The organism is Marinomonas posidonica, from assembly GCF_043643765.1.
Taxonomy (GTDB): Bacteria; Pseudomonadota; Gammaproteobacteria; order Pseudomonadales; family Marinomonadaceae; genus Marinomonas; species Marinomonas posidonica_A.
Map to the genome: position 1 here is coordinate 29,861 of NZ_JBHZSP010000015.1, position 26,108 is coordinate 55,968.

Annotated in this window: 18 protein-coding genes; 2 read left to right on the plus strand and 16 right to left on the minus strand. The window is 43.0% G+C overall.

Going from position 1 to position 26,108, the window contains the following annotated elements; translation table 11 throughout:
• Nucleotides 1-15: 15 nt before the first annotated feature.
• From ACHUFM_RS15995 to ACHUFM_RS16035, 9 genes are read right to left on the minus strand one after another with little or no spacing between them, the layout of a single operon-like run.
• On the minus strand, nt 16-969 hold the full coding sequence (locus ACHUFM_RS15995; protein ID WP_394183449.1) for a type II secretion system F family protein: 954 nt from the start codon (nt 967-969) through the stop codon (nt 16-18).
• Complete coding sequence (locus ACHUFM_RS16000) at nt 966-1,952, minus strand: type II secretion system F family protein (RefSeq protein WP_394183451.1); 987 nt, start codon at nt 1,950-1,952, stop codon at nt 966-968. Before ACHUFM_RS16000 ends, ACHUFM_RS15995 begins: the two co-directional genes overlap by 4 nt.
• Entirely contained in the window at nt 1,953-3,320 is a 1,368-nt protein-coding gene (locus ACHUFM_RS16005; protein ID WP_394183453.1) for a CpaF family protein, read from the minus strand.
• A 2-nt stretch (nt 3,321-3,322) separates the two neighbouring features.
• A complete protein-coding gene (locus tag ACHUFM_RS16010; RefSeq protein WP_394183455.1) occupies nt 3,323-4,561 on the minus strand; it encodes a histidine kinase in 1,239 nt (412 codons plus the stop codon).
• Between the two features lie 15 nt (nt 4,562-4,576).
• On the minus strand, nt 4,577-5,224 hold the full coding sequence (locus tag ACHUFM_RS16015) for a CpaD family pilus assembly lipoprotein (RefSeq protein WP_394183457.1): 648 nt from the start codon (nt 5,222-5,224) through the stop codon (nt 4,577-4,579).
• Nucleotides 5,225-5,242: 18 nt separating this feature from the next.
• On the minus strand, nt 5,243-6,646 hold the full coding sequence (locus ACHUFM_RS16020) for a type II and III secretion system protein family protein (protein ID WP_394183459.1): 1,404 nt from the start codon (nt 6,644-6,646) through the stop codon (nt 5,243-5,245).
• Between the two features lie 49 nt (nt 6,647-6,695).
• A complete protein-coding gene (gene cpaB, locus ACHUFM_RS16025) occupies nt 6,696-7,637 on the minus strand; it encodes a Flp pilus assembly protein CpaB (protein ID WP_394183461.1) in 942 nt (313 codons plus the stop codon).
• A 15-nt stretch (nt 7,638-7,652) separates the two neighbouring features.
• On the minus strand, nt 7,653-8,204 hold the full coding sequence (locus ACHUFM_RS16030; protein ID WP_394183463.1) for an A24 family peptidase: 552 nt from the start codon (nt 8,202-8,204) through the stop codon (nt 7,653-7,655).
• Nucleotides 8,205-8,211: 7 nt separating this feature from the next.
• The gene (locus tag ACHUFM_RS16035) at nt 8,212-8,409 is read right to left on the minus strand and encodes a Flp family type IVb pilin (RefSeq protein ID WP_394183465.1); all 198 of its coding nucleotides are present in this window, start codon (nt 8,407-8,409) and stop codon (nt 8,212-8,214) included.
• A gap of 309 nt (nt 8,410-8,718) precedes the next feature.
• Here ACHUFM_RS16035 and ACHUFM_RS16040 point away from each other — a divergent pair, with 309 nt between their 5' ends.
• Nucleotides 8,719-9,384, plus strand: coding sequence for a response regulator transcription factor (locus ACHUFM_RS16040; protein WP_394183466.1), 666 nt, complete (start codon nt 8,719-8,721; stop codon nt 9,382-9,384).
• A gap of 4 nt (nt 9,385-9,388) precedes the next feature.
• Nucleotides 9,389-10,765 carry a sensor histidine kinase gene (locus ACHUFM_RS16045; RefSeq protein WP_394183468.1) on the plus strand — a complete coding sequence of 459 codons (1,377 nt, stop codon included), beginning with the start codon at nt 9,389-9,391 and terminating at the stop codon, nt 10,763-10,765.
• 23 nt (nt 10,766-10,788) lie between these two features.
• On the opposite strand, the gene ACHUFM_RS16050 is transcribed toward ACHUFM_RS16045, so the two are convergent.
• The 7 genes from ACHUFM_RS16050 to ACHUFM_RS16080 form a co-directional block, all read right to left on the minus strand.
• Nucleotides 10,789-12,942, minus strand: coding sequence for an HlyD family efflux transporter periplasmic adaptor subunit (locus tag ACHUFM_RS16050; RefSeq protein WP_394183470.1), 2,154 nt, complete (start codon nt 12,940-12,942; stop codon nt 10,789-10,791).
• A 22-nt stretch (nt 12,943-12,964) separates the two neighbouring features.
• Nucleotides 12,965-14,326 carry an efflux RND transporter periplasmic adaptor subunit gene (locus ACHUFM_RS16055; RefSeq protein WP_394183472.1) on the minus strand — a complete coding sequence of 454 codons (1,362 nt, stop codon included), beginning with the start codon at nt 14,324-14,326 and terminating at the stop codon, nt 12,965-12,967.
• Nucleotides 14,323-15,081, minus strand: coding sequence for an efflux RND transporter periplasmic adaptor subunit (locus ACHUFM_RS16060; protein ID WP_394183473.1), 759 nt, complete (start codon nt 15,079-15,081; stop codon nt 14,323-14,325). Before ACHUFM_RS16060 ends, ACHUFM_RS16055 begins: the two co-directional genes overlap by 4 nt.
• Entirely contained in the window at nt 15,081-16,769 is a 1,689-nt protein-coding gene (locus ACHUFM_RS16065; RefSeq protein ID WP_394183475.1) for a TolC family protein, read from the minus strand. The genes ACHUFM_RS16060 and ACHUFM_RS16065 overlap by 1 nt, the downstream gene beginning before the upstream one ends.
• A gap of 48 nt (nt 16,770-16,817) precedes the next feature.
• Nucleotides 16,818-22,259 carry a beta-propeller fold lactonase family protein gene (locus ACHUFM_RS16070; RefSeq protein WP_394183477.1) on the minus strand — a complete coding sequence of 1,814 codons (5,442 nt, stop codon included), beginning with the start codon at nt 22,257-22,259 and terminating at the stop codon, nt 16,818-16,820.
• A 39-nt stretch (nt 22,260-22,298) separates the two neighbouring features.
• Nucleotides 22,299-23,921 carry a Tad domain-containing protein gene (locus tag ACHUFM_RS16075; RefSeq protein ID WP_394183479.1) on the minus strand — a complete coding sequence of 541 codons (1,623 nt, stop codon included), beginning with the start codon at nt 23,919-23,921 and terminating at the stop codon, nt 22,299-22,301.
• Nucleotides 23,922-24,117: 196 nt separating this feature from the next.
• Nucleotides 24,118-26,007, minus strand: coding sequence for a methyl-accepting chemotaxis protein (locus ACHUFM_RS16080; protein ID WP_394183481.1), 1,890 nt, complete (start codon nt 26,005-26,007; stop codon nt 24,118-24,120).
• Nucleotides 26,008-26,108 lie beyond the last annotated feature (101 nt).

Genomic DNA, 26,108 nt, shown 5'->3' on the forward strand with positions numbered 1-26,108 from the left:
AAAAGGCAAGCATGACTAGCTGCCTAGTAAGCGAATAATTCGAACCATGGCTGGCGTTCCCATCATGGCAATAACTGGTGGTAGGATAAATGCCATTAGCGGGACACTGAGTTGCGCTGGAAGCTTTCCAGCTTTCTCTTCTAAATCCAAGATAAGACTTTTTCGACTTTCTTCAGAAATGGTTCTAAGTGCCTGAGACAAAGGCGTTCCGTATCGTTCCGCTTGAATCAGTGTAGACACCATCGCCTCAACATTATCCACTCCGCAGCGTTCGGAAAGATTTAATAAGGCTTTTGATCTATCACTGAGTAATTGAAACTCGGCATAGGTATAACCGATTTCTTCAGCGAGTTCAGGGGCAGAAAACACTAACTCTTTAGAAACCGTGTTGAAGATTCGGCCAAGAGGTAAACCCGCTTCAGCACAAATCACCATCAAATCTAAGGCATCAGGTAAGCTACTGGATAAACGCCCCCCTCGACTTGCGGCACGCATCTTCACCCATATTTCTGACAAGAAAGAACAGAGGAAAAGAATCATCAGACTACCAGCTAAGCCATTTAGGCCCATACGTTCACCAGACTCCAAAACGCCAAATAGATAGGTCAAAATTCCGATGACACCCAACAAATACTTGCTAATCGTATAGAGCCCTAATGATTCTTTACGGCGATACCCTGCCATAGAAAGCAATTTTCGAGTTGCGAAACGGTCATTTTCTGTACCAGATAGCTCTAAACCCACTTTTTCCAATGGTGCTAGAAATGTATAAAGCCGACTTTTATTAGCATCTTTACCATATAAGATAACATCTACGTCTAGGGTTTCTTTGTCATCCTTAGAAGACGTTTTATTCAATATTTCATTAAGCGTTTTTGGCTTCGTACGGAAGTACGCGCCTAAGAAAACAAGGCCAGCAGCAAGCAGCATTAGAGCAATCAGTGCCGAGATTAAGATTTCATTATTCATCGAATGACTCGCCTAATCATAAAGTGTGTAATCCCTAATCCCAGAGCCACGCTACCAAAGGCATACATCAAAACACTGTTTCCCGTTGGATCGTTTAACAGAAATTGAAAGTCTTTCGGAGAATTGAAATACATATAAGCAAGTGACAAAGGCGCCAATGTAGCCACAATCATAGCCGACGCTCTTACTTCCGATGTCTTAGCCCGAATTTTAAGAGCAAGCTCTTGGCGCTCACGTAATGTCGTTGACAAACGCTCTAACGTATCACTCAAGCGGCCACCTGTTTCTTGGTTAATAATTAAAATCACCACAAAGAAACGGTATTCATTCAGCGGCACACGCTTCGCTGAGTCCTGCATAGCTTGACGCATAGGAACACCCAATTGCAGCCAACTATCAATAAGCGAAAATTCTTTTGCTAAAGGTCCCGGTAAACTATCAGATACTAAATTAAAGGCATTCGTCACAGGCACACCGGCTCTTGCGATACGCACAATGGAATCGATAGCCTGAGGTAGGTTCTGCCGAAACTCAGTTAAATGCTTCGTCATCGCACTGCGATAAATTAAAAAGACCAAAAGCCCAAAGAACAACACAGCAAGACACAAGCTAAGACCCACCGGAGAATCACTGTCTTTACCTAGGGTGAAGCCAAGAAAAAGGCACGGTGCCAATAAAAGCCCTCCCCTAGATAACCAATTTTTTTGCCAGCCAAGCAGCGATAAATTCACCCAGAAACGGTCAATAAAGCCACCAACTACTGGCAATTTTGCTAGCCGTAATTCATCAATTTGACGACTAAGATCATCAGATGCTGCTGATACGATCGCTGTATCACCTAATACTTGGCTTTTTAAGGTAAGCAAAAAAGCAACAGCTTCTTTTTCTTTACGACGTTTGCCATTGATACTTCTTAGAAACAAAAAGAAAAAGACAATCGAGAGAAACACCACTAAGGAAAGTAAATTAACCGCGTCACTCATCTATACAGTCTCCTCAAAAAAGTGAGCGTGACTAGTATAGAAGTTAGGGCGCTGACCAGAAGAAACAAACTCGCCAATAACCTTGCCTTGCGAATCAACCGCATCAGTCCGAAAAGCGAATAATTCTTGAGTCTGAATCACGTCATCTTCCATCCCACAGACTTCGGTAATAGAGACGATTCGACGCGACCCATCACGCATACGCTCAACTTGAACAATTAAGTTAACTGCGCTGGCAATTTGGCGACGAATGGCTTCAATAGGCAGTTGCATACTGGCCATCATCACCATGTTTTCCAAACGCATAATGGCATCACGGGGAGTGTTCGAGTGGACAGTACAAAGTGAGCCATCATGGCCTGTGTTCATAGCTTGCAGCATATCGAAACTTTCACCACCACGAACCTCACCCAAGATGATACGATCAGGTCGCATACGCAAGGCGTTACGAACCAAATCCCGCTGATCAATTTGGCCTGTCCCTTCAGCACTGACTGGGCGAGTCTCAAGGCGAACAACATGTATCTGTTGAAGTTGTAGTTCGGCAGCATCTTCTATTGTGATAATGCGATCTTCGTCGCTTATTTTCTGAGACAACGCGTTTAAAAGTGTGGTTTTACCAGACCCTGTTCCACCAGACACGATAATGTTCAACTTGCTCTGCATAGCCCGACGCAATACATCCACCATGTCACGGGACATAGCGCCACGACTGGATAAATCTTCTAATGACATACTACGACGCATAAATTTACGAATAGAAATCGTTGTACCATCAATTGCCAGTGGGTAAGTAATAATATTAACTCGGCTACCATCTGCTAAACGCGCATCGACCATAGGTTGCGTCTCATCGATTCGACGACCAACTGCAGCTGCAATACGTTGAGCAATATTTAAAACATGCTCTTCATCAATAAAGCGTACATTTGACAGCTCTAACTTACCGTAACGCTCAACAAAAACCTGTCCAGCACCATTCACCAATATGTCATTAACAGAATCATCCGTAAGCAAAGGTTCAATAGGACCAATGCCCACCATTTCATGAAACATGTCTTTACAGACAGATGCCTCTTCCTCAAGCGACAGCTGTAAACGGTGCTCATCACAAATGCTACGAATCATAATATCAATCTGATTGCGCAAACGATCATGACTCAAAGAAGCCGCTTTCACTGGGTCGATTTGCTCGTACAAATAATTACGGATCAATCGCTTATTCTTGGCGTTTAAAGTATCTGAATTATCAACAAACGCAGCGCGAGATACTTTACGTGCAGTATCTTCTTTCGGCTGAGCATCACTCGATTGAGAATGAGACTTTGCCTGAACATGCGTTTTTTTAGACGTTGCTTTAATAATCACCGTCAATGCCTCCTAAACGTCAAAGAGGGGTTTTTATTCGGCTTTAGAGCATCAATAATGCGCTGAAATAGGTTCGATGATTTTTTATGATCGACATCTGGCGTTCTTCCGCACGCCAAATCCGCCAACTTTAACAAAGGCACTTCTAGCTCTGGACTAGAAGCAAAAGAGACTTTACCTTCCAACAAAGAAGCGTTAATTTTCACACCCACATTTGGAAGAGTGACGTCGATCTTACGACCAATAAAATCCTCAAATGCTTTTTGCGTTATAACTGGCTTTCCAATATTACGAGCGTCATTATGTACCAATAAAATCCGCTGACCTGAACTTTCGTCACCCAATTCTTTCAGCAGTCGAAGCGTGTTACGAGCATCTGTCACTGTAAAATCAGTAACGATAATTCGAGTCTGTGCATGTAATAAAACCTCAAGAGAACCATAAGGTTTGGCGGCAGGAAGATCCCATACCACTTGATTAAACATACGGCACAAACAGCCACCCAATTCTAAAACTTGAACGCTTTCTTCAAGTTTCTGGGCATAGAAGTCTGGTTGCTGAGCAACCATAAACAAACGCTCATCTGTTTTTCCAATAGAACGGCGCAGCAATCTTGTATCAATAACATCAGCACTTAATGCGCCAGCTAACCCAGCATCGCCTTCATGGCCAAGCATCAGAGCCGCATTGCCATTTTTTCGATCGAAGTCGACTAAAGAAGTCATCAGATGACGCTTCTCAGATAAAAGCTTCGCCAAGCCAACGCTTACTAAGGTCACCCCAGTCCCGCCAGAAGAACCTGTCACCGCAATGGTCCTTCCTGTTAGCGACTCTTCACGAGCCCCTTTCTCAGACCCTTGAATCGTGCTGGCCAACATATCCAGCGGTATCGGCTTGGCCAAATAATCAAACATGCCATTGGCAAGTAAGGCTCGATAAAGATCGACATTTTGCTTCGTACCAAATGGGACAATGTTACACGCAGGACCACAGATAGACGCCAAGTCTGCTAATGCTTCCAGTGGTGATGATTCCGTATCAATATCAACAAACAACAACGACGGAACTGGATGATTTTTCACCCAATCAATGGCCTTGGCCACGCCTCCAGAAAGGGCCAGTTTTTCTGAAAAACCAAGTCGAACTAAGTTGTCTGCAAACTCTTTTACAGCAATTTGATCTGTTGTAAAAAGTACAAGAGGTTGCAGCCCTTCGATCTCTTTATGATTGCTATCACTCATCGTGCATTCCCCGGTTTAATCTTTACTAAAATCAATATCAAGCAGTTCAATTGTCTTTGCTTCTTGATAACGTGTCATAGCTCCAACTGCGGTCACCGCATCAGCACTATCCAAACTTCCTGGCCGCATTAAGTCCCTTGGGTTAACCACCATCTGAGCAATATTTGAACGATTTGCACAACCTAACACGCCAACGCCTTCATAAGGATTTACAGTCCAAGTTTTATCGTCAGCGATAGCGCAATCAGCCTTCACGACCACCAGTGCCTCAGAGGTCAGTTTCACATCCCATTTGCCAATATTTTCCCGATAAACATACGGTAGTATCGTCACATTTTGGGCAATCAAACCGGCTTCAATAAGTGACTGCTTTAAGCGTAAAGTAAACGACTCACCTTTCTCCGTTAATGCTTGAATTCGTATCTTTTGATTTGAAATACGACCTTGATTATTAAGTAAAGCGTTCAAACCTCGTAAAGACCCTTTATCTAAGCCTCCACTATCTTTTACAATTAAAGATATAGATGATGCCGTTGGTTTCACCGTATAAGATCGGTTGGCATCACTATCAAATGAAACAGGACCTTCCCTTAACTGATGGACTGTATGGTCACAGCCACTTAGTAGAATTAACCCCAACACAGAAAAAGCGATAAAACGCATAACTAAACCACCTAATAATTAATATAAGTAACCGGCAGACGCCATTGCAGGAAGGTTTTCATCTAATGACTTAATACCCTGTCCCGGTGTTTGTAGGTCGTTTGGTGAGGTTGGCGCCACAACATAAGCCGTCGCAATAATCACCAGCTCGGTTTCTTCTTTTTCATTCACCTCGGATTCAAATAAACGTCCTAATCCAGGAATACTTCTTAGACCAGGAATACCTGTCACGGTTTGATTAATAGTGCTACGCAACATACCACCAAGGGCAAAGCTCTGACCGCTAGCCAATTCCACTGTGGTATCAGCCCGTCGTACTTTAAACGCAGGAATAACGGTATCTTCTAAGATCACTGAGCCAACATCACTCAAATCACTCACTTCAGGCGAAATATGTAAGCTAATACGATTCTGAGAAAGTAGCGTTGGGGTCATTCTCATGATGACGCCATATTGCTTGTATTCGATTGAAACAGAGTTATTATTTCTAATGACAATAGGAACTTCTCCACCAGCAGCGAAGCCTGCTGTTTCGCCAGACATAGCGGTTAAGTTTGGCTCAGCTAATATACTTGCCATACCGTCAGAGGAAAGAGCAGATAAAACGCCACCAATATTACTCGACGAACTGCCAAGAATCGCATTATCAATCCCCAGACCATTCGAAAAAGCACCACTACTCGCATCAAATAAGCTACTACCGTTACGGAAAAAGGACTGCCCGTTATCGAATAAAGCCTCCCAGCTAAAACCGAGTGAGCGACTTAAATTACGAGACACTTCAACAATACGGACACTAATATTAATTTGTGCTGACAACTCGACTTTCATCTGATTCACAATACGCAGCGACGCCCCACCCTGCCCACCACTTTGCGCCCCCTGACTGGCTGGGGAAATACCTAGATAAGACTCCAAACTGCCAATAACAGCCTTCGCTTGTTGTGGTGTTTTAACTGACCCTTTAACAATTAACCCTCCTTGTGTTGGGCCAAGTTTGATGTTCACTCCTGGCACTTCAGCATTAATATACTTGCCCAGCCTATCTAGGTCGTAGCCCGCTCTCAGATTAACGGCAAGAATCACTTTATCGTCTTCATCTAAAGCATATAGCGTGGTGCTACCTGGCTTTTTTGCGAACACAAATACACTGTTCAGAGAAGGTGCTTGAAAGCTCGCTATCGCTGGATTCGCCACTAAAATTTTTGCTACGTTTTCTGTCAAAGTAAGCAATTTGCCTTCACTAACATTTAAATCAACGGTGCGAGTCACTTTAACTTGTTGAAACCCCTGAACATGACCACCATTTAATTGGGCGTTTTGCTCTTCTGTCATGTAATCGGCTGCGGCAACTACTTGATTAAAAAGAAGACAAGCACCACTAAATAAAGACATTAGGGTAAAATATCGAATAGACTTCATTACATAATTTCCAAACTGGGTAAACTAAAGGGCCTCACCGTCAGAAGCTCTATTGGGAGGCTTCGGCAGGTGTATCACCGCGATACATCATCACGGTTCTGGAATCCACACTTGGATACAAGCGGCTATAAATAGTGGTTACTTGATCCAACATAGTGACGCCTGATTCATTCGATGTTTCCATTCCTGCAATGGCATACAAACCACTTTCATCAGTTGCGTCTTGAACACTTCTCAAAGCCAACTGCAACGTGCCAATTTCTCGTGCTACAGCCAAGCGTTCAGCCGCTAACGCAGACACTTCCAAAGTCACCGTTTCGTAATATGCTCGCTTAGCATCCTTCTGTAAGGCTTCCTCATCACCTCTTAATCTCAACGACCCTCTTGCAACATTGTTCAACGCTAAAACTCGAACATTCGTCAATAAAGTCTGTGATGCAATTTTTGGCAACACACTACCAGTAGATTCATCATCTTCTTTCAACTCTTGATCTCGTTTAAGCCCCAAAATCACATCAACACGGTCTCCTGCTGTAATGAGACCGGCATTACTTGCTAGCGCACTGGTAGGAATCGCGACCGCTCTCATACCTGATTTAAGAACAGAAGCGAGGAAACCCGGTTCACCAGCTCGCACTAGAACATTACTGTCGAGTAATTCACCTTGTTTGACCGATTCTCTAACCGTTGCACCAAACACCACACTCAACTCATCTTCGTCTTTTAAGAAATACATAAGAGAAGAGTGTTTTTCCTTTGCTTCTATCCAACGAACCGCCGAACCATCTAAAAAGTCACCTGGTTTTAAATCTTTCGCAGCGGCTAACACAGGAGAATAAATAGGTGTAACAATAGACTCCGTTTTTATTACTGGGGCCTCTTCCACTACTGCAGGTGCTTGTGGTGCAGACATTAATACGCGAACTAAAAGCGCACCACCCAAAGCAAATAACAAAGCTGCAGAAACAAAAAATACTGATGAAGCTTTCATATCAATAACCGTGAATTAGTATGGAATTGGGCTTATCAATGAAAAACAAGCCCCTCCAGAAATAGCCAACCCATAAGGAAGGCCTTTAACGTTTTCATAAGAAAACACAAGGGGAGTTGGAATGTTTAGCTGTGGAAATCGATCTGATACTTGTGTAATCAACTTAGCGCCATACAGCTCTAACAATGATACAAGCGGCATAAACAAGGCCAAAACGCCCCCCACCAATGCCGTCACAATCAAGAAGACCAACTGATTATCAAACCCAACCCACAAGCATAAAACCGCCATTAACTTAACGTCGCCAGCCCCCATCTGTCCGATAGTAAACAAGCCAAAACCAACAAACAGAACACCACACGCACCTAACAAGGACAAGCCAAGCTCATGCCATAACGCTATATTATTCAGGTGACCATAAGGCCCAACAGACCATATGGACGCCAATACGGATAAGCACCAACTGATGACTAACGCAATGATTAAGACATTGTGTATACGTCGGTAAAAAAGATCCGTCACCGTCACCCAAGCAGCAACAACAAAGACAAGAACACCTGACATCATTAGATCTTTACTCGGAACCAGGATTATTCGTATTGGTAATTTGGTCAGCAATCGATGAAAAACGGTCTTTCAATGCCGTCACAAAAACACCATCAGAACCAAAAATAACGCCAATTGCAGCAGCCATTGCTGCGGCTAAAATGCCATATTCAATGGCGGTTACACCACGTTCGTCAGATAAAAAACGTTTTAGATTGTCTTTCATAACTTTCTTAATTCCCAAAGCATTGTAAGAAACATCCACGGAGCGGATACTATTCAAGGGTGTATTAAGATTGATTCTCATTAACTATTCAACACTCGAACCATTAAGAATGCTTAATGAAAGAAAGCTAGCCCTTTATTGCTCAATTGTTAGGATTGGCGACATAGAAATAGGGAAATAAATAGATCCGATAATGAGGAAATATAATTCTATGTAAATTAATGTATTGATAATGGTTATCAATACCATGTATATTTTGCTTACCTGAAAGTCAAACATCTAGGATCAATTAAAGAGAGATAAAACCCTATGCGAGTCTTAATTGTTGAAGATGATGTATCCGTTAGTCACTGGATTAGCAGCAAACTTCATGCGTCTGGGCATAGCTGTAAACTTGTCGACAATGGCGAAGACGCATTAACATTAATTAAAAGTGAAGTATTTGACGTTGTACTATTAGACCGAATTCTTCCTAAAATTGACGGCATAGAGGTGCTAAACACTCTCGGATCAGCACCCCATCCTCCAGTATTGATTTTGTCAGCTAATGACCAGATATCAGACAGAATAGAAGGTTTACAAGCCGGTGCAGACGACTACTTAGGAAAGCCCTTTGACTTTACAGAATTGCTGTTACGTTTAGAAAGGCTTTACCATCGCACCAAAAAAGTGGCGTCGAGTAACCTAATCAAAATCAAAGACATGATGATCAACCTTGAACTTCATGAAGTGACAAGATCTGGCGAACGCATCGATTTAACGAACAAAGAATTCAAATTATTGTATGTGCTTGCGGAGCACCCAGGGCAAACTGTCACCAGAAGTATGCTGTTAGAAAAGGCTTGGGGTTATCAGTTTGACCCTCAAACCAATGTGCTCGATGTGCACTTATCCAAACTCAGAAACAAGCTAGATGGCAATTCCAAGAACCCCATCATTCGTACCATACGTTCAGTAGGCTACGCCCTAGGATAGATTTGTGTCGATCAAATCCTTATTGCATAGCAGCAGTTTCAGACAGGCGGCAACCATCGCCTTTATTTGTCTGTTAATTTCTTCTGCGGCTATTTTAGTTTGTGATCATATTTTAGAAAACATCATGAAAAGTCATGTCCGAGGCATGATTTTTGAAAACCTAGAGCATCAGGAATTACATGGGCTAGAAAACAATAGCCATATTTTGATCGAAAAACTCAAAAAAAACCAATCAAAAGATAGTCGAAAAGACCATTATTCCTTCGTTTTCGATGAATTTGGTCACATTTTATATGGTGATAGCAACCAGTTCTCTGAACAGGGATTGAAAGATATTATAAACCAAGACCTTCAAACTTCCTCCATCATCACCTTAAAAAATGAACATGTTGAACTGCTTGGTTTACTTCTCCCATTAGCTGGCGGAAAACTCTATTTTAATGCTTATGATGTTCGTCCGATGATCCAACAAACGCGCATCATCCCTCTGATGACAGGTGCAGGGTTATTGGCGATCCAACTCTCTATTTTGCTAATCAGCCTACCTTTCAGCTTGCATAATCTTTCAAGGGTAAACCATATTCTCAAAACCTTAGAGCTTTACGCCAGCGGCAAGCATCACGTTAGGGTGAATTACAAAAACAATGGAGATGAATTTGGACGATTAAGCAAAGAAACCAATCAAGTTCTTGGACGCACACAAAAGCTCATGGAAGAAGTTCGAACCATCACTAGCCATGTAGCACATGAATTACGAACACCAATGACACGCTTGCAACATCGATTAATTAATATTTCAGAAAAGGTTGATGGCACTGAGCTAGAAGAGCTGGACTTAGCCATTAAAGAAACGGAACAAATACAACTTTTGTTCCGTTCCATCATGCGACTTTCCGAAGTTGAAACGGGCCAAGTAAGCCTGACAAAAGACAAAATAAACGCTCATGATATCCTTTATGATGCATACGAATATTATGCGCCACTAGCGGAGGCTCATAATATTAAGATTCAAATTAACGCCAACAAAAAATACTTCTTTTATGCTGATAAAATCTTAATATTTCAAGCCATTGCGAATCTATTAGACAATGCCATCAAATACGCACCAGAAAGTGATCTCATTACACTGAGTATAGAATCTCAACTCGGCGACACTTACATTAGTGTATCGGATCAAGGCAAAGGCATCCCTGAAGACAGCCAAACCTTAGTCACACAACGATTTAAACGACTAACCACCAAAGAAGACGTGTTTGGTCACGGCTTAGGGTTAACCCTTATTAATGCCATCGTAACACTTCATCACGGTGAATTAATGATTAAAAATACCTCACCCGGCTTAACCGTTGGCATTAAATTAAGCTCTGATAAAATTAACTAAAACTCATCACAAAAAAACTACGATCAAAATGACATCTCTCGAATAATAACCGAATACACACTTCGCCATAACTGACTCACCACACTCTGCGGTTCGCCATCGACCACCACTTTTCCACGTATGACGAAACTAGACGTTTGCGTATTTTGATCACCTATTGGTGAAAAATAGGCGCGATATATCGCTTTTTCTGGGTGCGGTGCCATATCACCTTGCTCCTTTTTAGAAGCGATTTCACCACCATACACAGACGCTAATTCTGGTGCAGAAGACATTCTACTTACTGCCGTTTCTTCTATTTTATTAAGGCGTAACGTGACGTCAGAGTACGCTGAATTTTCTGGAATAAATCGAGCAAGACTTCCTTCTTTTATACGAGATAAATCCCTTTCCTCAATATAGGCTTCTACTAGATTGCCTTGCTGACCAACCACAGTAGCTAGCCATTCTCCTGACGACAGCCAACTCCCCACTGCAAACTGCTCTGATAGATCCGCCACATAACCATCGAACGGTGCCACCACAGTCAAACCATCGATTCGGAGTGAAGAGGCAAGCAAACGCGACTGCACTGAAACCAATTCTTCTCTTACCATACTCAATTTAGAAGACGCTTCTTTATCAAATTGGCTTACTTTGTTTTGTTTTTCTAACGCAATGAGCTGTTGACGAAGTGCAAGTGCCTCTTTCTCCAATTCTGGAGAGTAAAAGCGAAACAATCTTTCCCCTTTCTTTACTGACGTATTTTGTTCAACCGCGATTTCTACCAACTGCGCGTTTTCAGGTACAAACATTAAAGACTGCTGCTCAGCTCTAAGAATCGCCGAAGCAGACACCTCGCCTCGCCATGGAATAAAAACCAAGCAGATAAGAACAACCAATAACCCCATACTCAACATCGCGTTTCTATTAAGAGACATGTTTGACCTTCTCGCACTCCACTCTTTTAATTCTTTGAACACTGGCAGTAACACAAACACCAGCATTTCCACTGTAAACAAAATGATACCCAACACTTTGAAAGCAAAGTGGTAAACCATGAGAGCGATACCAATAAACAAAAACAGCCTATAAACCCAAGTACCGACTGAATAAAACAGCAATATTTTCCGCATAGTAGACGAAAAGTATTCTGGCGCCGCTTCCTTGAATCCGAATAGCCACTCCCTTAGCTGCCAACGAGTATAAGCAAATGCTCTTTGTTGTAGATTCGGCATTCCCAAGAAGTCGGAAAACAAGAAATAGCCATCAAAGCGCATAAAAGGACTGAGGTTAATCAATAAGGAAAGTACCCAAGTGGTCGATAACATGAAGGCTAAACTGCGCCAAACGCCATCCGCTAGAAAACTCCAAATGAACATAGCCCAAACGGCGACTATCATTTCTACCAGTACACCCGCTGCGCCAATCGCCATACGTTGATGCTTGCTTTTTAGTCGCCATGAGCCAGAGGTGTCCGTATAAAGGACAGGCCATAAAACTAGAAACGCCACCCCCATGGTTGCCACCCGACCGCCGAAAAGCTTGCAAGAATAAGCGTGCCCCAACTCATGAAGTAGCTTTGTTAAAAACAAAGCGACACCCATCAGAACAATACCTTCAAAAGAGAAAAAATATAAAAAAGTATGAGTAAAAGCATCCCACTGATGACTCACCAATACGCCACCTAATACAGCGGCCATAAGGGTCAGGCAAATAAAGAATTTGCTGATGAAGAATTTAGCAATAGGTAAGGTACGATCTAGAAAACGATCTGGGCTACAAATAGGCACACGTAAAAAGAGGTAGTTCTTAAGAAGCCACTTTAAAGGACTGGTTTTACGTTGTGATTTTTCTTCAGATAAGCGCGCTAAGTCTTTTTCGCCATAAACGTTAAGCAAACGATGTCCACTCAGAAACCGTGCAAAATTCTGAATTTCTTGTTGATCAACCTCTAAGGTAGTGGAAGACTGAATACCTTCCTGGATGGCTTCCGCACTATCAAGATGCCAGCGCGCCAGCATTTCCATTTCCAGCCAGCCTAAACGATAAAACCGTCCACTTAACGGATCTTCTAACGTCCAAGTAGGTGCACCAGAAAAGTCGGCAGGCCCTTCGTGTAAACGCAATTCATCACGAAGTTCTCCCAATGGCGCACCATTCTGCTGATTCGGCCTGTTAACTTGAGGAATAGCCATCGCCCCAACATTCATGAAGACATTACCATGTCAGCCAAATACGTAATGCAGAAATCGGTTTTCTAAACAGATAATAAAATACCGTGGTGTTTTCACCATAAAGCTTCGCTAAGCCTTTTTTACCAAGGCGAATCCGCTCATCTTTTTGCTCGAACTTAGCTTTGAGCCGAAGCGCATATTGACCTTCTTGTGTCGGCGTTGCCTTATAAGCCATGCTTTCTAATGTCGCCTTAATCGGGTTGGACGGATCACTGTTTAAAAACAACAGCACATGGGAGCCGATTTCCAAATCAATAGCATCTTGTAGTGGTAGACGAATATCTAAAGCCGTGTCGTTCGGATCAGCTATGGTCATGATGGATTCACCCAAAGACAAAGGCTTACCAATCCAATCCCCTTGGCTATCGAAGATTGCCACACCGTCATAAGGCGCTCGTAACACAGTACGTTCTAATTGTTGCTGTAGATAATCCACATCTAGCTTAGCCTGTGCTTGCTTGCCTTCAAGAACCGCCAGCGCCGCTTTGCGGCGTTCATCTCTAAAAGATTGCTGTTGCGCCATCCTCAACTCCGCTCGACTGACGGCATAGGTTTGTCTAGCGGCTTCTAATCTTTGTTGTAACTCACGGGAATCTAAATGCACTATTTCTTGATCTGCGGCCACCAATTCATTCGGTTTAACCAAAATTTTATCTACGACACCGTTCATTGGCGCACGAACAATATTTGGCTGCGAAGGTACAATATCCGCTGATGCAACAACCGATTGTCGTACCGGGATCATCGAAATTAATGCCATGACAGCAATGCCTGCTAACCACCAGCGACCACGCTTCTGACTACTCGGTAGTAAACGCGATTTACGACTGAATGCCTGCCAAGCATGTCCATAACTACTCAATAGAAACGTCAGTAACCTTTTTTCTCTTAGGTTTACCTCCTCTTCTTTCGCTAAGAGTAGACCCGCGACAATCTCCCCATGAGTGTTTTTGATTGGCAGCCAAATTAGATGAGAAGGGAAGTATTCAGCATAGCGAATCGCATCTTCTTGCTCCATTTTCTGGGGATCAACTCGATGTATTCGATCCGCTTTTTCTGTCTGTAAAACGCCTTTACACAAAGCATTCACCCAAGTACAAAAAGGCGAGCTCGCGTCGACATCCACCAATCCAGACGCACCAACAAGCACCTTGCTATCACTTCGCCATAATAGACTTTGACGATATTCCAATAACAAGCGAGTTTCGTTTAAGACAATAAATTGCAGTTCGTCTAAGGTATTGGCTAAACGCGCTTTCTCTTCAATCTGCAATAGATCAAGTAATGCATGCTCTACCGAATTATCTGGCGATTTTTTTGTCTCTTGTGGGGAGGTTTTACTCATGGTGCCGTCACTTTTTTATGGGCAAACACAGCACTGCCACTCATTCCAGGAAGCAAACGATTCTGCGGCTTTGAAGTAATCTGACCAAATACGGAGAACGACTGACTAAGAGGGTCTATTACCGCACCAAGCCGTGTTACTTTGGCATCATATTCTTGCTCGGTTTCATCTAGCCTAACTTTGAAACCATCACCAATATTAATGCGTCGTACCCAGTTTGACGGCACAATTAATTCAACGACAAAAGCATGGTTGTCATAAATTTCTAACAGTGGCTCGCCTTCTGAGACGAATTCACCTTGCTCAACCAAACGCTTAGAGATACGACCAGAGAAAGGTGCATTTATAGCGCAACGCTTTACCATGACTTCGCCTATATTTCGCTCCGCTTTCGCCATAATAAGAGCAGATTCAGCCTGACTAACGTCCATTACACTGATCGATTGAAGGTTATCCAGACGTTGAGCAATATCTTGTTTTTTCTGTGCGGTATTTTCGGCGGCTATTGCATAGTTCAGCTTGGCTCGATAAATTTCGCAATCAAAATTCACCAATTCCTGACCCTTTTTGAAGGTTTGACCTTCACGCCAATCCAGTTGCTTAATTCGCCCTGTCAATTGACTCGACAATACCATCTGATCTTTCGCTTTGAGCTGAACACGAATTGGATAGTGTTCAGCCTCAGCATGTAGTCCTGTTGAAAGAATAAAGCCACTGCATAATAAAGCTGCGGCTATTGGGAAACGATAAAACATTATTGCCCCGTATAGTTGGTGTAGTCGTTTACTTCAACACTCTGCAAGGAACCGCCCCCCTCAGAATCACGAACAAAATGCAACTCAACGGGTGCCACCACGCCTGTTATCGCTGTTTGACTTGCTATTACTGTCTTTTTAGCTAAGTTTGATCTCTTTGAAGGAACAACAGCAGAAACGGGTAATTTTCCAGAATCCAAAAGACGACTTTGAGACGTAATTGCGTCCGTCAAATCTTGCACACTATGACTCGCTACTTTTGCTGGCAATGGATCTAAACCTGTCGCTTGAAAGACCGAGCCATAAGCACTCTGCATTTGTGCAAAACTCAAGTCACGACTGCGCATAACCAACACACTTTCCGTCGTCATTCGAACTCTTTCAACCAAAGACTGTGCGTTATTCTTATAAGCGCCAGAGGTTTGTTTAAGAATGGCATTTTGCACTCTTAAGAGTTCTGACATGCGTTCAAATTGATTTCTAGCCTGCTCATGTTGTTGCCATGCAATGTTCACCTGAGTAAGCACAGCCATACGTAAAGCTTGACGACGCAAATCCGCTACAGACTGTTTAGCTTCCCCTAAACGCTTGATATCGGAATAAGAGAAAACATTTAATAAGTTCCAACTAACTTGTACGCCTGCATCAGCCCAATCATTATTTGCTAAATAACTATTACTACTATAGTGAGTACCCACAAACAATGAAGCTCCAGGCATTAAGCGTGTAAGAGCTGAACGTGTATCTAAAGCAACATTGCGCGCACGATACGCTTCTTCATTAATTTCTGGACGATTCACCATCGCCATAGCCTCCAGATCCTCTAACGAATACTGCAAGTTCGTTGGCAATACTCTTTCTTCTGCTAACTGGTAGCGCGTCGCTGGCGGCAAGTTCATCAGAGAAGCTAAAGTCGACTTAGAGGCTAAAAGATCACTTTCTAATGTTTCTAATCGACTGATCATTTCTAACAAACTTTTCTGATATTTAAGCGCTTCAAGTGGTGCAATCAATCGCTCTTTTTCTGTTTTTTTGGCATTTTCTAACGCTGCATAAGCCTCTTTAAGCGTTTCTTTCACCACAGGTTGTAATTGTTGAGCCGTCATTGCATCCCAATACGCTCTACGGACTTTTTGTATGATATCGGCAATAACACTGCGTCTGCGCTCTTCCGCTGCAAGAATGTTGTTTGCTTGGGCTTTCGAACCAAAATAGCCAACACCAAAGTCTAAAATATTCCAAGACACACTCAAGTTAGCCGTACTAGACGATTTATCTTGGCTAGTAGACGACACTAAAGATTGTGTACCTGTAGCAAGCGATTTGCTAGACGAGGCGGCTTCATTGTTACGAGTTGTCCAGCCTGCACTGGCAGCAACTTGAGGCAACATATCAAAATTCTTCAGATCTAACACATGCTCTTCAGCAAGTTTTTCCATCAAAGAAAGACGCTCTTGAAGGTTGTATTTAACCGCACGAGCCATCGCTTCTTCTAAGCTAATCGGTTTCGTAACTGGCTCTTGATTTTTAAACATAGCATCACGATCAGATGCCACTAACGCCATTTTTTGATCAAGAGTAATTGGTGTCGGTGTCACAGAACACGCCGCTAACGTGGCAATCAAAGCGCCACCTGTTACCAAACGAGTTACGCTTTTTCCCTTAAATTTTGTTTGTTTTATGTTCACATCAAAACCTTAATAATTGTGTTCTACGTCATCTTTAAGTAGATAAATTTAGTTAGCAGAAAATTCAGTAAGTAAAATTCGGCTCTTCTCAGATACAGACAATTGGCTTGCTTCTTTTACTTGTTGGGTTAACGAGGGAGCAGAAGAACCCTTGTCGGCAGCGCCTTCGTTTTCAGATCCATCACTTTGCAAATCGGCCGAATCGTCATGTTGAATATCCAATATCACAGGAACCACGGATTGATTACCGTCTTTGTCGATTACCAATACTTGTAATTCCAATGCTTCGCCAGATTTCAACGTGTCTTTAGACACACTTAATTCCAGGGTGTCAGGGTCTAGCGTCACCCCTTCTGGTAAAGCCGCCCCATTAGCAAGTGAAACTGATACGATTTGCTTTTCTTCTGATGACATCACACTGTCCGCTAAAGAAAACTGAACACTGTCTGAGGATGCAGAAAAAGAGATAGACGCTCTGACGAAAGGCTCAACAGGTAAAGTGCTGAAACTAGAAGCATCTCCAAGTACGCTATCTAAAACGTTAAAAGCAGGTGACGGAGCAACTCTGGACGGTATATCAAAAGAGCGGGATTCTATCGCGGAGGCAGGTTCACCAACTCCTGAAGTCGTAACATCATTCACAACATCGTTCACGACACTCGGGACGATGTCCGAACCACCTTGATCCGTCGCCACATCTACCACAGAGGTCGTTTGGTATACAACGAGTGAAATGTCTAGCTGCACCGAGTTATCAAGATCATTCGTAGCCGTTAACACTAACGTCCATTCACCAGCACTATTCGCTGTACCAGATAGAATCCGAGTTTCAGGGTCAAACGAGAAGCCATCAGGCAATCCAGACAAAGACAAAATTAACTCGCCGCCTTCATATGGGTTGGTTACTAGGTTTTCTGGAAGCGTTAAGAGCAACTCATCTCCCAATGGCATATCAGGAATAACAACACCACCGGATATGATAGGAGAACCATTAACAAGAGCCTCTATTGAACCATTAAAGACCTCACTAATCGCAGCACCATCATTCATTGTCACTGAGAAATTTAGCACCCCATCTTCCGCTAAACTTTCATTTTGAAAAGCAACGCTTCGTAATAAAGCATCCGCTTCAGATTGAGTCAGATCGCCTGTAATAGTAATCGTTAATTCACCATTACTCTGCTGAGTAAAGCTTCCGACTACGGCGCCTTGATATGACACACTTTCACCCTCAAGCGTGAAATCGCTGCCTTCGTTCAGGCTATAAAGATCTTCTCCGCTCGCATCCATACGAGTTACTGTCAAACTAACGCCGTTGTAGTTATCTTGAGCATCCAATTCCGCATCAGATAGATCGATAGTTGGGAAAATAATGGCCGGGCCTTTAGCAATATCATATTTAGGGGCTTCTAAGGTTTCGACTTTATAAATACTAAGGCTGGCATCCTTTACAAATACGCTTCCATCTTCGAGTACAGAAAGCGCTCCATCATTTTCCAAAGGTGCTTGCTGAACAGTATCTATGAGAATCAGTCCACCATCTTCGCCCACTAAATAACGTACCAATGAACCATCAGATGCCAACACATAAAGCTGATCGTTTTCCTCATTAAGAGCAACATCAGTAACATTATCGACGGCAAGCTCTTGCACACTAACAAACGTCAATTGCTTATTATCAGCGTCATAAGAGAAGGTCTGTAAACCTTCATTACTCATCAGATAAACAGTGCTTCCATCTTCAGTTACGACACTGTGATTTATTGAACTCATGGAGACACTACTGCCCAAAGTATCGGTCGAGCCATTACGGATATACGCAGTCCAATCCAGCCCTGAATCAGTTCGTTCTAATACAATTAACGTATTGTCAGTAAAAGTAGCCGCTACAAACACATAATCATTTGTTACGGTGATGCTGCTAGGCTGATACAAATAAGGTTCGCTCCATGAAGCACTCATTGTTTCAACAAAGGTTAACTCTCCGGTAGTACTATCTCGGTTCATTATTCCTAATGCTGAGGAATTAAGAAAATAAAGGTTTTTACCATCTTCTGAAATAACCAGTTCTTTTACCTCACTAAAAGCGTAACCCGTTTCATCTCCATTAGTGAGAGTTTGAGCAAAACTAAGCTCATTCGTCTCAGTCACACTCAATACAGTCAGAATGCTGCCTTTACTATTAGCAGAGAGCACATAAAGCGATTGACCATCCGATGAAACGACCACTTCACTCACCGTCGTAGGAAGCCCTTCAAATACTTCAGGAGCGACATCTTTAAACGCATCATGTGTTGCTTGATAGACCCATTCTCCAGTTTCAGCATCTCGTAAATAAACAGCGATATTACCTGTACTATCAGAGACATAAAGAGTACTACCATCACTCGTTACGGTAGACGATGTTATGTCACCTAATCCATCTATTTCACTCAGCGAGTCAATGAGGTCAATATCACCTACTGAAAGTAAAGGGTCCTCCGCAACCGTTGGTGCATCGTTTACCTGCACAACATTTACTTGCATCACCAGTTCACCGGACAAACCGGCTTGATCTGTTAAAGTGGCTGTTATATCAACCTTAGCGTCAGGGGAATCACTCTCATTAAGGTATTGAACTTGGCTTAATGCATTTTGCACATCCGACGTGGTCGGAATTGATCCATTGTCTTCTGTAAACGTAATGGTCAACGTACCGTCTTTGTTTAGGAAGCTCCCGATCACTACACCATCTTTAAGTAAATCATTACCTACTACGGAAAGACCATTTTCTTCTGTAAATTCCAAAACATGATCGAATGAATCACTGTCCACAGAGACCACCAAAGTCGCCCCATGATAGTTACCTAGCCCTCCGTTATAGGAGTCCATTTGAGTATCGGAAATCGTCGTACCCGTAAATACAGGAACAGCAGCAGTGTTCTCTGTATAAGAGACAGAATCAACACTACTAGCCACGCTAGGGGCTTCGTTCTCTTGTTCTGCAGCAGCCAAGGTAATAACGGCACTTCCCTCACGGAAGGTAGTTGACTTTTCACCTGTGTCGCCAGAAGCAAGTCTTTCATTAATGGTGAGCGTTACATTTTTCTGACCGCCCACCTCACTACCATTATATTTGTAGGTTATGCTATCTATAGTACTAGCAGCATCTTCTGCCGTGGTACTGGCTGAAAGATAAATAAGAACCTCTGTCTCACCGCTATCTAAAAGCGTTAAACGATATTGAAAGCCATTAACATTTTTAAAGCCCATTGAATCAAAACTAATTTTTGCTGAACCGACCTTCAAAACATCGTCACTGGTTGCATTATCGAACGTGAGCACAATTTGGTTGACGGGCTGATCAGCCTCTATGGTATCGATGGAGGTATTCTGAAATAGAGGAATATAGTCATCACCTAAGTGATAGGTTGGCGTTAACGGTGTTGTCTCTAGCGTAGCTGGGTTATTTACGCCGACTAAATCAACCGTGACATTCGTCTTACTTTGATTTCCATCACCGTCATCCACAGTAATAACAAAAACGGGAGAACCATCATTCGCAGCAGGATCATTGCTGGTATTAAAGTAGGTAATTTGACGAAGCACATCTTGCGCGACTTGCTGAGAAACGGAAGAAGTAAAGGTTACAGTAAGCTCATTATTGACTAATGCAAAGGTTGCAATTTCACTGTTATCCAAGAAAATCTTGTCATCTGAAAGGGTCAACCCATTGACCTCTAAAAAACCAAAAGCATCTTCTGGTGAAGCGCCAGATTCCCGAGCGATGGTGTAGCTAGCACCATTGTAGTTGTCTAACGCATCCAACTCAGAATCACTGACAACACCGGTAGGAAGCAAGACAACTTCAAGGGGCATAGTCACATTAAGGGTACTTTCATTTCCAGCGCCGTCGTCAAGCGTCACAACAAACTCAACAGAACGACTTCCAACAACAGGATCATTACTGGTGCTGCTATAGGTAATTTGGCGCAAAACATCGGTCACTACTTGCTGAGAGACAGACGATGTAAAGGTCACCGTCAGCTGATTGTCGACCACCGAAAAGGTCGCAACTTCCTGGTAGTTCAGTTCAATCGAGCCGGTTCGTGTTAGCTCGAAACCATTTGCGTCGATAAAACCAAAAGAATCTTCTGGCAAAGCACCTGACTGACGGACAAAGGTATAACTGGCGCCATTATAGTCCTCTAAAGCACCTAACTCAGCATCACTCACTACCCCCTTAGGAAGCACAACAGAAGCATCACCGCCTTCGGTATAACTTACTGAAGGAATAGAGAGTTTAAAGGTACTGATACTTCTATCTTCCACCAGAATAAAGGTAGAACCATCAGCATTTAATGCAGCGGTCTTAATACCTCTTTCACCAACCAATGTGCTTACTTTTTTTAAGGTTGACCCTTCTTGTAAGAAGGTGTCGATACTGTTACCCAACACCAAAACCCCAGTGCCATCTAATGTCGCAAGAATATCTCGTGCATCAGCAGACACTTCATAGCTATCTTTTAAGACAAGCGCGCCCTCGTCATCAAAGACCATGGTCAGTAAGCTTGTGCCATTATCTTCATTTAAAGCAAAAACCGTTTCACCATCGCTAGACACAGCAATGGATTGAATATAATAAGCGTCTGCGATGCCTTCTACGGAACTGATATAAGTCAGTGCACCATCTTCTTCAATGGAAAATAGCGTTAAAACACTGTCATCCCCATTGCCACCAACAAACATGGTGTTGCCATCTTCGCTGACGAATAAACGTCGCGCACCGGTTAGACCATCAACACCATCTGTCTCGTTACTGTAACTATGCGCTAAACTTAAAGTACCATCATCTTGAGTCGCCAAAACAAACACACTATCTGCTCCGGCAACATACAAATAACCATTGGACGCCGTCACGTCTTCCACAAAAGTGGATATATTATCAATACCAAACTCACTAAAATCAGTATTGCCCAACAAGCTCAATTCGCCGGTTGTTGCGTCCCGACTAAAGACCACCATGCTATTGTCTGTCTCACCGTATACATATAAGAGGCTTTGATCTTCTGATAGACGTACAATAGAAGCACCAGCTAGGCCATCAATCGCGACGGTAGAATCAAATTCAAACGTATCCCAATTAAACTCTCCACTAAGGTTATATTCGGTATCAATAGACGTTAACGAGCCATCTTCCTCTACGCTATAAACAACCACAGATGAAGAATATTCTTCAATATCCCACGCATCGGTATTACCAGCGTTAACAGAATACGCAAATTTACCATCTGCACTAAAAATCAAATCATTAGCACTTGCAGAGACATCAGCAACAAGCTCAAATGAAGTTGATTCCGCAGCAACCTCCGGCGCTTCATTTGCCTCAGTAGAGTTCGACTCCGCACTAGAAACTGCGTCATCAGCACTAGCAACCCCTGCCGCATCAAACATCAAGCGAGGCTCAAGCATCAAGCTCAGCGAAGATGACGACTTCCTTTTTAAAAACATATAACACCCCTATTCGACTGAGCCGACTTATGACTCTCTTTATTTGATTAAGCGCACGTAATAGTTACTGCGAATCTTGCCAGCAATATCTTTTAAATATTGTTTAATCTGGCTGCGACCGTCGGAAAAACTAGGCGTCTCTACCGCATACAAAGCACCACCATTTCCAGCACAAATTTGAAGGCTTGGAATCACATCAGACCCAAATCTGCCATCTAAATAATCTGACGTTGTATTACCAACCACGCCATCAACTACGCCAGAAGGAAAAGCCGCAATCATAAAAAATTTAATGTTCTTAGCTTGAAAATCTCGACACAAGTCCTCAAAACGTCGCTTAGCAAACTGATAAAGTCCCTCTGTACCATTACCGCTACTCTCTCCAATTCTGCGGTTGTAGCCATTCGTATCTCCAGAATAATCATCCGCATCAAACAGCAAAACAATTGCTTTGACACCCTCATCAAAATCTAGTGGCAACTCACTGTCCCCCCATCCAGACGTTCCTCGCATATTCGGCGCTAAGGTCGAACCAGCCCACCCCATTGCAATTGCAAGGTTGTTATAACTTGCATCTACTGGCTGCATTTGGTCAAAACGAGCTTCAAGCTTATCTACGTCATTTGTGAGGGGAAGCAAAGGTGCGATGGGGCAACCTCGCTGTGGCCACATTTCACGAAAGTCTATGCCACCAGTATCAGGCCAAAGGATAGGATTAGGACCTCTCCAGCGAATTACAGGTGCTGGAGCACCTACCGCACTGCCAGCACTGTAATACACTCCAAACTGACTCGTCGGTGACTCATCCCAGAAAAAATTTTCTTCTTCGCCCAATCCTCGAAACATACAAAGGCGATCAGTAATAACATCTGGGGACCTTGGGTCAGCCAGATGTCTTAAACTACCTGACCGAAACAGACTATTTAGCTCAAGAGGATTTAATGCTCCCTCCTTAGACCAGCGAAAAATACGATCAGGATCCTCTGAGTCAAAGACATTAACGGATGACATAAAAGGAACAAGTGAAAACCATACATTCCCCTCCTCCACATCTAGCTCACCCATGAAATCTATACTTAATTCACGTAAAGCAGACAAGTTAGCGGATGACGCTGCCCCCGCAGAATTAGGTATTACTAAAGCCACCTCAGTATCCTGAGTAACCACTTCAGCAGTCGACGAAATTACCTGCTCCTGCTCTCCCACACCCAATAAGTCTGATTTGGCGTCTAGTGTGACGCTAACGGAATACGTGACACCATCTTCCGACTTACCTCGTGTGACGTTTATCTGCCCTTGAGCAATCTGTTCAACTAACTCGGAATCCATTCCAAGATTACTTCGTACATAGCCATAGGCGAGTTTTTGAAGCTCAGAAAGCTTACCTTCATTATTATTTAGTAGTTCGCTATTCCCTACCGCCATTGCGGCAGCATCCGTTGCTCGCTTTATTTGCGCTGAGCTATTGACCATACGGGTTGTGTCTACCGCATAAGAAATCGCCATCAGCGCCCCAACGAAAGCAAGCACAGCAAAAGGCGCGGCAGCGCCCACTTCATTTTTCATCAAAGAAATAGAGTGTTTACGGATATGAGATACAGCCTGCCTAAAGATCACAGCACTAGATTGGTATAGAGACACTTTAACTGGCTTCACTTTCATTTTTCGCTTTCATTGACTGACAGTAAATAGAATGGAGAGATGCTAATGAAGATGATAACTATTCGCAACAAATTGGCGGGTTGGCTTTATTAATAATCATTAATATTTATCAAGTATAAAAAAAGCCTCTCTAATCAGGCGATCAAAGAGGCTTCATAACAGCAAGATTTTCGCTTAGCTCAAATCTATTTTTTGATTAAACCTTAAAGTAGGAAAGGGATCGTTTCTGAGACTCCGCAAGTTCAGACAACTCATGAGAAGCTTGCAGAGTCTCGTTAATGGAGGTCATGTTTTGGCTCACAGATTGATAGGTCTGATCTGTAATACGAGCAATGTCCTCAGTCACACTTAATTGTTCATGTGACGCTGCTGCGACTAAGGTGTTCACGTCTGAAATGGACTGTACCGCATGAGAAATATCCTCAAACGATTCTTTCACTTGCGTCGCTAAGCTAACAGACTCTTGAATCAGCTCGACATTGCTGCCCATATTGTTATTAGCACGCTCTGATTGCGACTGCAGCTTTTCGATGATCTCTTGAATATTTACCGTCGACTCTTGAGTTTTCGAGGCCAGATTACGCACCTCGTCAGCCACCACGGCAAAACCTCGACCTTGCTCGCCCGCACGTGCCGCTTCAATAGCTGCATTCAGTGCCAACAAATTAGTTTGCTCAGAAATACCGCTAATGACTTCCGTCACGGTTCCGATCTCAATGGCAAATTGACGTAATTCGTCAACAATCTGCGCCGTCTCTGAGAAAGATGCGTTGATTCGGTCCGTTAACTCAATGTTTCTGTCTAGAGTCAGCTTACCACTGGCGGCATTTTCTTGTGCTCGTTTCGCCTCATCTTCCGCAACAACGGCTTTTTCGCTGACTTCTTGTGAAGCTGAGTTGAGCTCTTTTAACGATGAAGTGATTTGCTCAATTTGAGAAAGTTCTTGCTGCGCATTAGATTGTGTCCCTTCCATCACTGAATTCAGTTGCAACGAGGCGGCGGCAACGTTTTCTGAAATCCCATGAGACGTTTTTATCAAGTGAGAAAGTTGTTCAGACAGATCCACAAAGGACTGGTAAATACCGGTTTCTTTACCTGTCTTAGCAAAACGCTGAGTCAGATCCCCTTTCGCCATCACTTCAATTAACTCCGCGATTTCTTCCGGTGTGCCGCCAACAGGTCTGAGCACCAGTTTATTGATCACCACGTACAAAATACCCAAGGCAAGCAACATGCTGATTACCCCTAGCACCAACGCAAAGATCAGCTGTTTATTGGCTGCCGCGTAAATGTTATCGTCCTCAGCCAACACAACAAACTGCCAACCCACCGTATCCAACTCACCCCAGAACCCCGTCAAAGACACGTCATGACCAAAGCTTTTCACAAATGTGCTGTAATTCAGTTCGCGGTTATCTTTATTTAAATCTTTGTAGTATGGGCGTAAATCAAACAGGTTCTTACCAATATCATTTGGATTGGGCGACACCAACAAGGTCCCATCCGACGTGTATAAGTACATACCATCGCGCTCGGCATACTGTTCTAATACGGCACTTAATAATACCGTCGAAACAACGGCAAAACTGTCGTTTACTTTTTGCGTCATGGCCACGATTTCGTTGCCTGTTAACTGTGATTTGAACGGTTTGGAAACAAATTCAGTTTTACCTTCACGAAAAATCGCATTATAAAAAGAACGATTGAGCGCCTTAGCATTGAAGTTAAATCTCTTACCTTCAGGACCACCATACAACTCACCTTCTTTGTTCAAAATGGCAATAGAGTCTGTGATATCTTGCTGGGAACGAGTCAGTGCATTCAATTGAGACAAAGCATAGTCAGATAGGCGATCACCCTCGATGTCATCATAATTGAGTTCGATCGAGGTCAACATTTTTTGATAACCCTTGATGCGAGCGGTAAGCTCGGCGGCAATAGTTTGATTCTGTGCCTTTAATATGGCCTTATTTAAGGTCACGGATTCGCCCCTAAAAGACACATAGTTAATGGCTGTAAACAAGCCAACAATGACTACAATAATGGCACCCAGTGTGCCAAAAATTTGTTTTTGAAACCTATTCATAGACCCAGATACCTTCTGCTTTAAACATCCACAAAAGAAACGTCAAACGACTGACAGATTCTTTAAGGCCATTGTCGTCACAAACAACAATGGTCACCCTC

Excerpts from the sequence above, each read along its gene's own strand:
- ACHUFM_RS16015 (WP_394183457.1), bottom strand. The coding sequence starts at position 5,224 with ATGCGTTTTATCGCTTTTTCTGTGTTGGGGTTAATTCTACTAAGTGGC.
- ACHUFM_RS16075 (WP_394183479.1), bottom strand. The coding sequence starts at position 23,921 with ATGAAAGTGAAGCCAGTTAAAGTGTCTCTATACCAATCTAGTGCTGTG.
- cpaB (WP_394183461.1), bottom strand. The coding sequence starts at position 7,637 with ATGAAAGCTTCATCAGTATTTTTTGTTTCTGCAGCTTTGTTATTTGCT.
- ACHUFM_RS16010 (WP_394183455.1), bottom strand. The coding sequence starts at position 4,561 with ATGAGTGATAGCAATCATAAAGAGATCGAAGGGCTGCAACCTCTTGTA.
- ACHUFM_RS16080 (WP_394183481.1), bottom strand. The coding sequence starts at position 26,007 with ATGAATAGGTTTCAAAAACAAATTTTTGGCACACTGGGTGCCATTATT.
- ACHUFM_RS16030 (WP_394183463.1), bottom strand. The coding sequence starts at position 8,204 with ATGATGTCAGGTGTTCTTGTCTTTGTTGTTGCTGCTTGGGTGACGGTG.
- ACHUFM_RS16070 (WP_394183477.1), bottom strand. The coding sequence starts at position 22,259 with ATGTTTTTAAAAAGGAAGTCGTCATCTTCGCTGAGCTTGATGCTTGAG.
- ACHUFM_RS16040 (WP_394183466.1), top strand. The coding sequence starts at position 8,719 with ATGCGAGTCTTAATTGTTGAAGATGATGTATCCGTTAGTCACTGGATT.
- ACHUFM_RS16000 (WP_394183451.1), bottom strand. The coding sequence starts at position 1,952 with ATGAGTGACGCGGTTAATTTACTTTCCTTAGTGGTGTTTCTCTCGATT.
- ACHUFM_RS15995 (WP_394183449.1), bottom strand. The coding sequence starts at position 969 with ATGAATAATGAAATCTTAATCTCGGCACTGATTGCTCTAATGCTGCTT.
- ACHUFM_RS16020 (WP_394183459.1), bottom strand. The coding sequence starts at position 6,646 with ATGAAGTCTATTCGATATTTTACCCTAATGTCTTTATTTAGTGGTGCT.
- ACHUFM_RS16035 (WP_394183465.1), bottom strand. The coding sequence starts at position 8,409 with ATGAAAGACAATCTAAAACGTTTTTTATCTGACGAACGTGGTGTAACC.
- ACHUFM_RS16055 (WP_394183472.1), bottom strand. The coding sequence starts at position 14,326 with ATGAGTAAAACCTCCCCACAAGAGACAAAAAAATCGCCAGATAATTCG.
- ACHUFM_RS16060 (WP_394183473.1), bottom strand. The coding sequence starts at position 15,081 with ATGTTTTATCGTTTCCCAATAGCCGCAGCTTTATTATGCAGTGGCTTT.
- ACHUFM_RS16050 (WP_394183470.1), bottom strand. The coding sequence starts at position 12,942 with ATGGCTATTCCTCAAGTTAACAGGCCGAATCAGCAGAATGGTGCGCCA.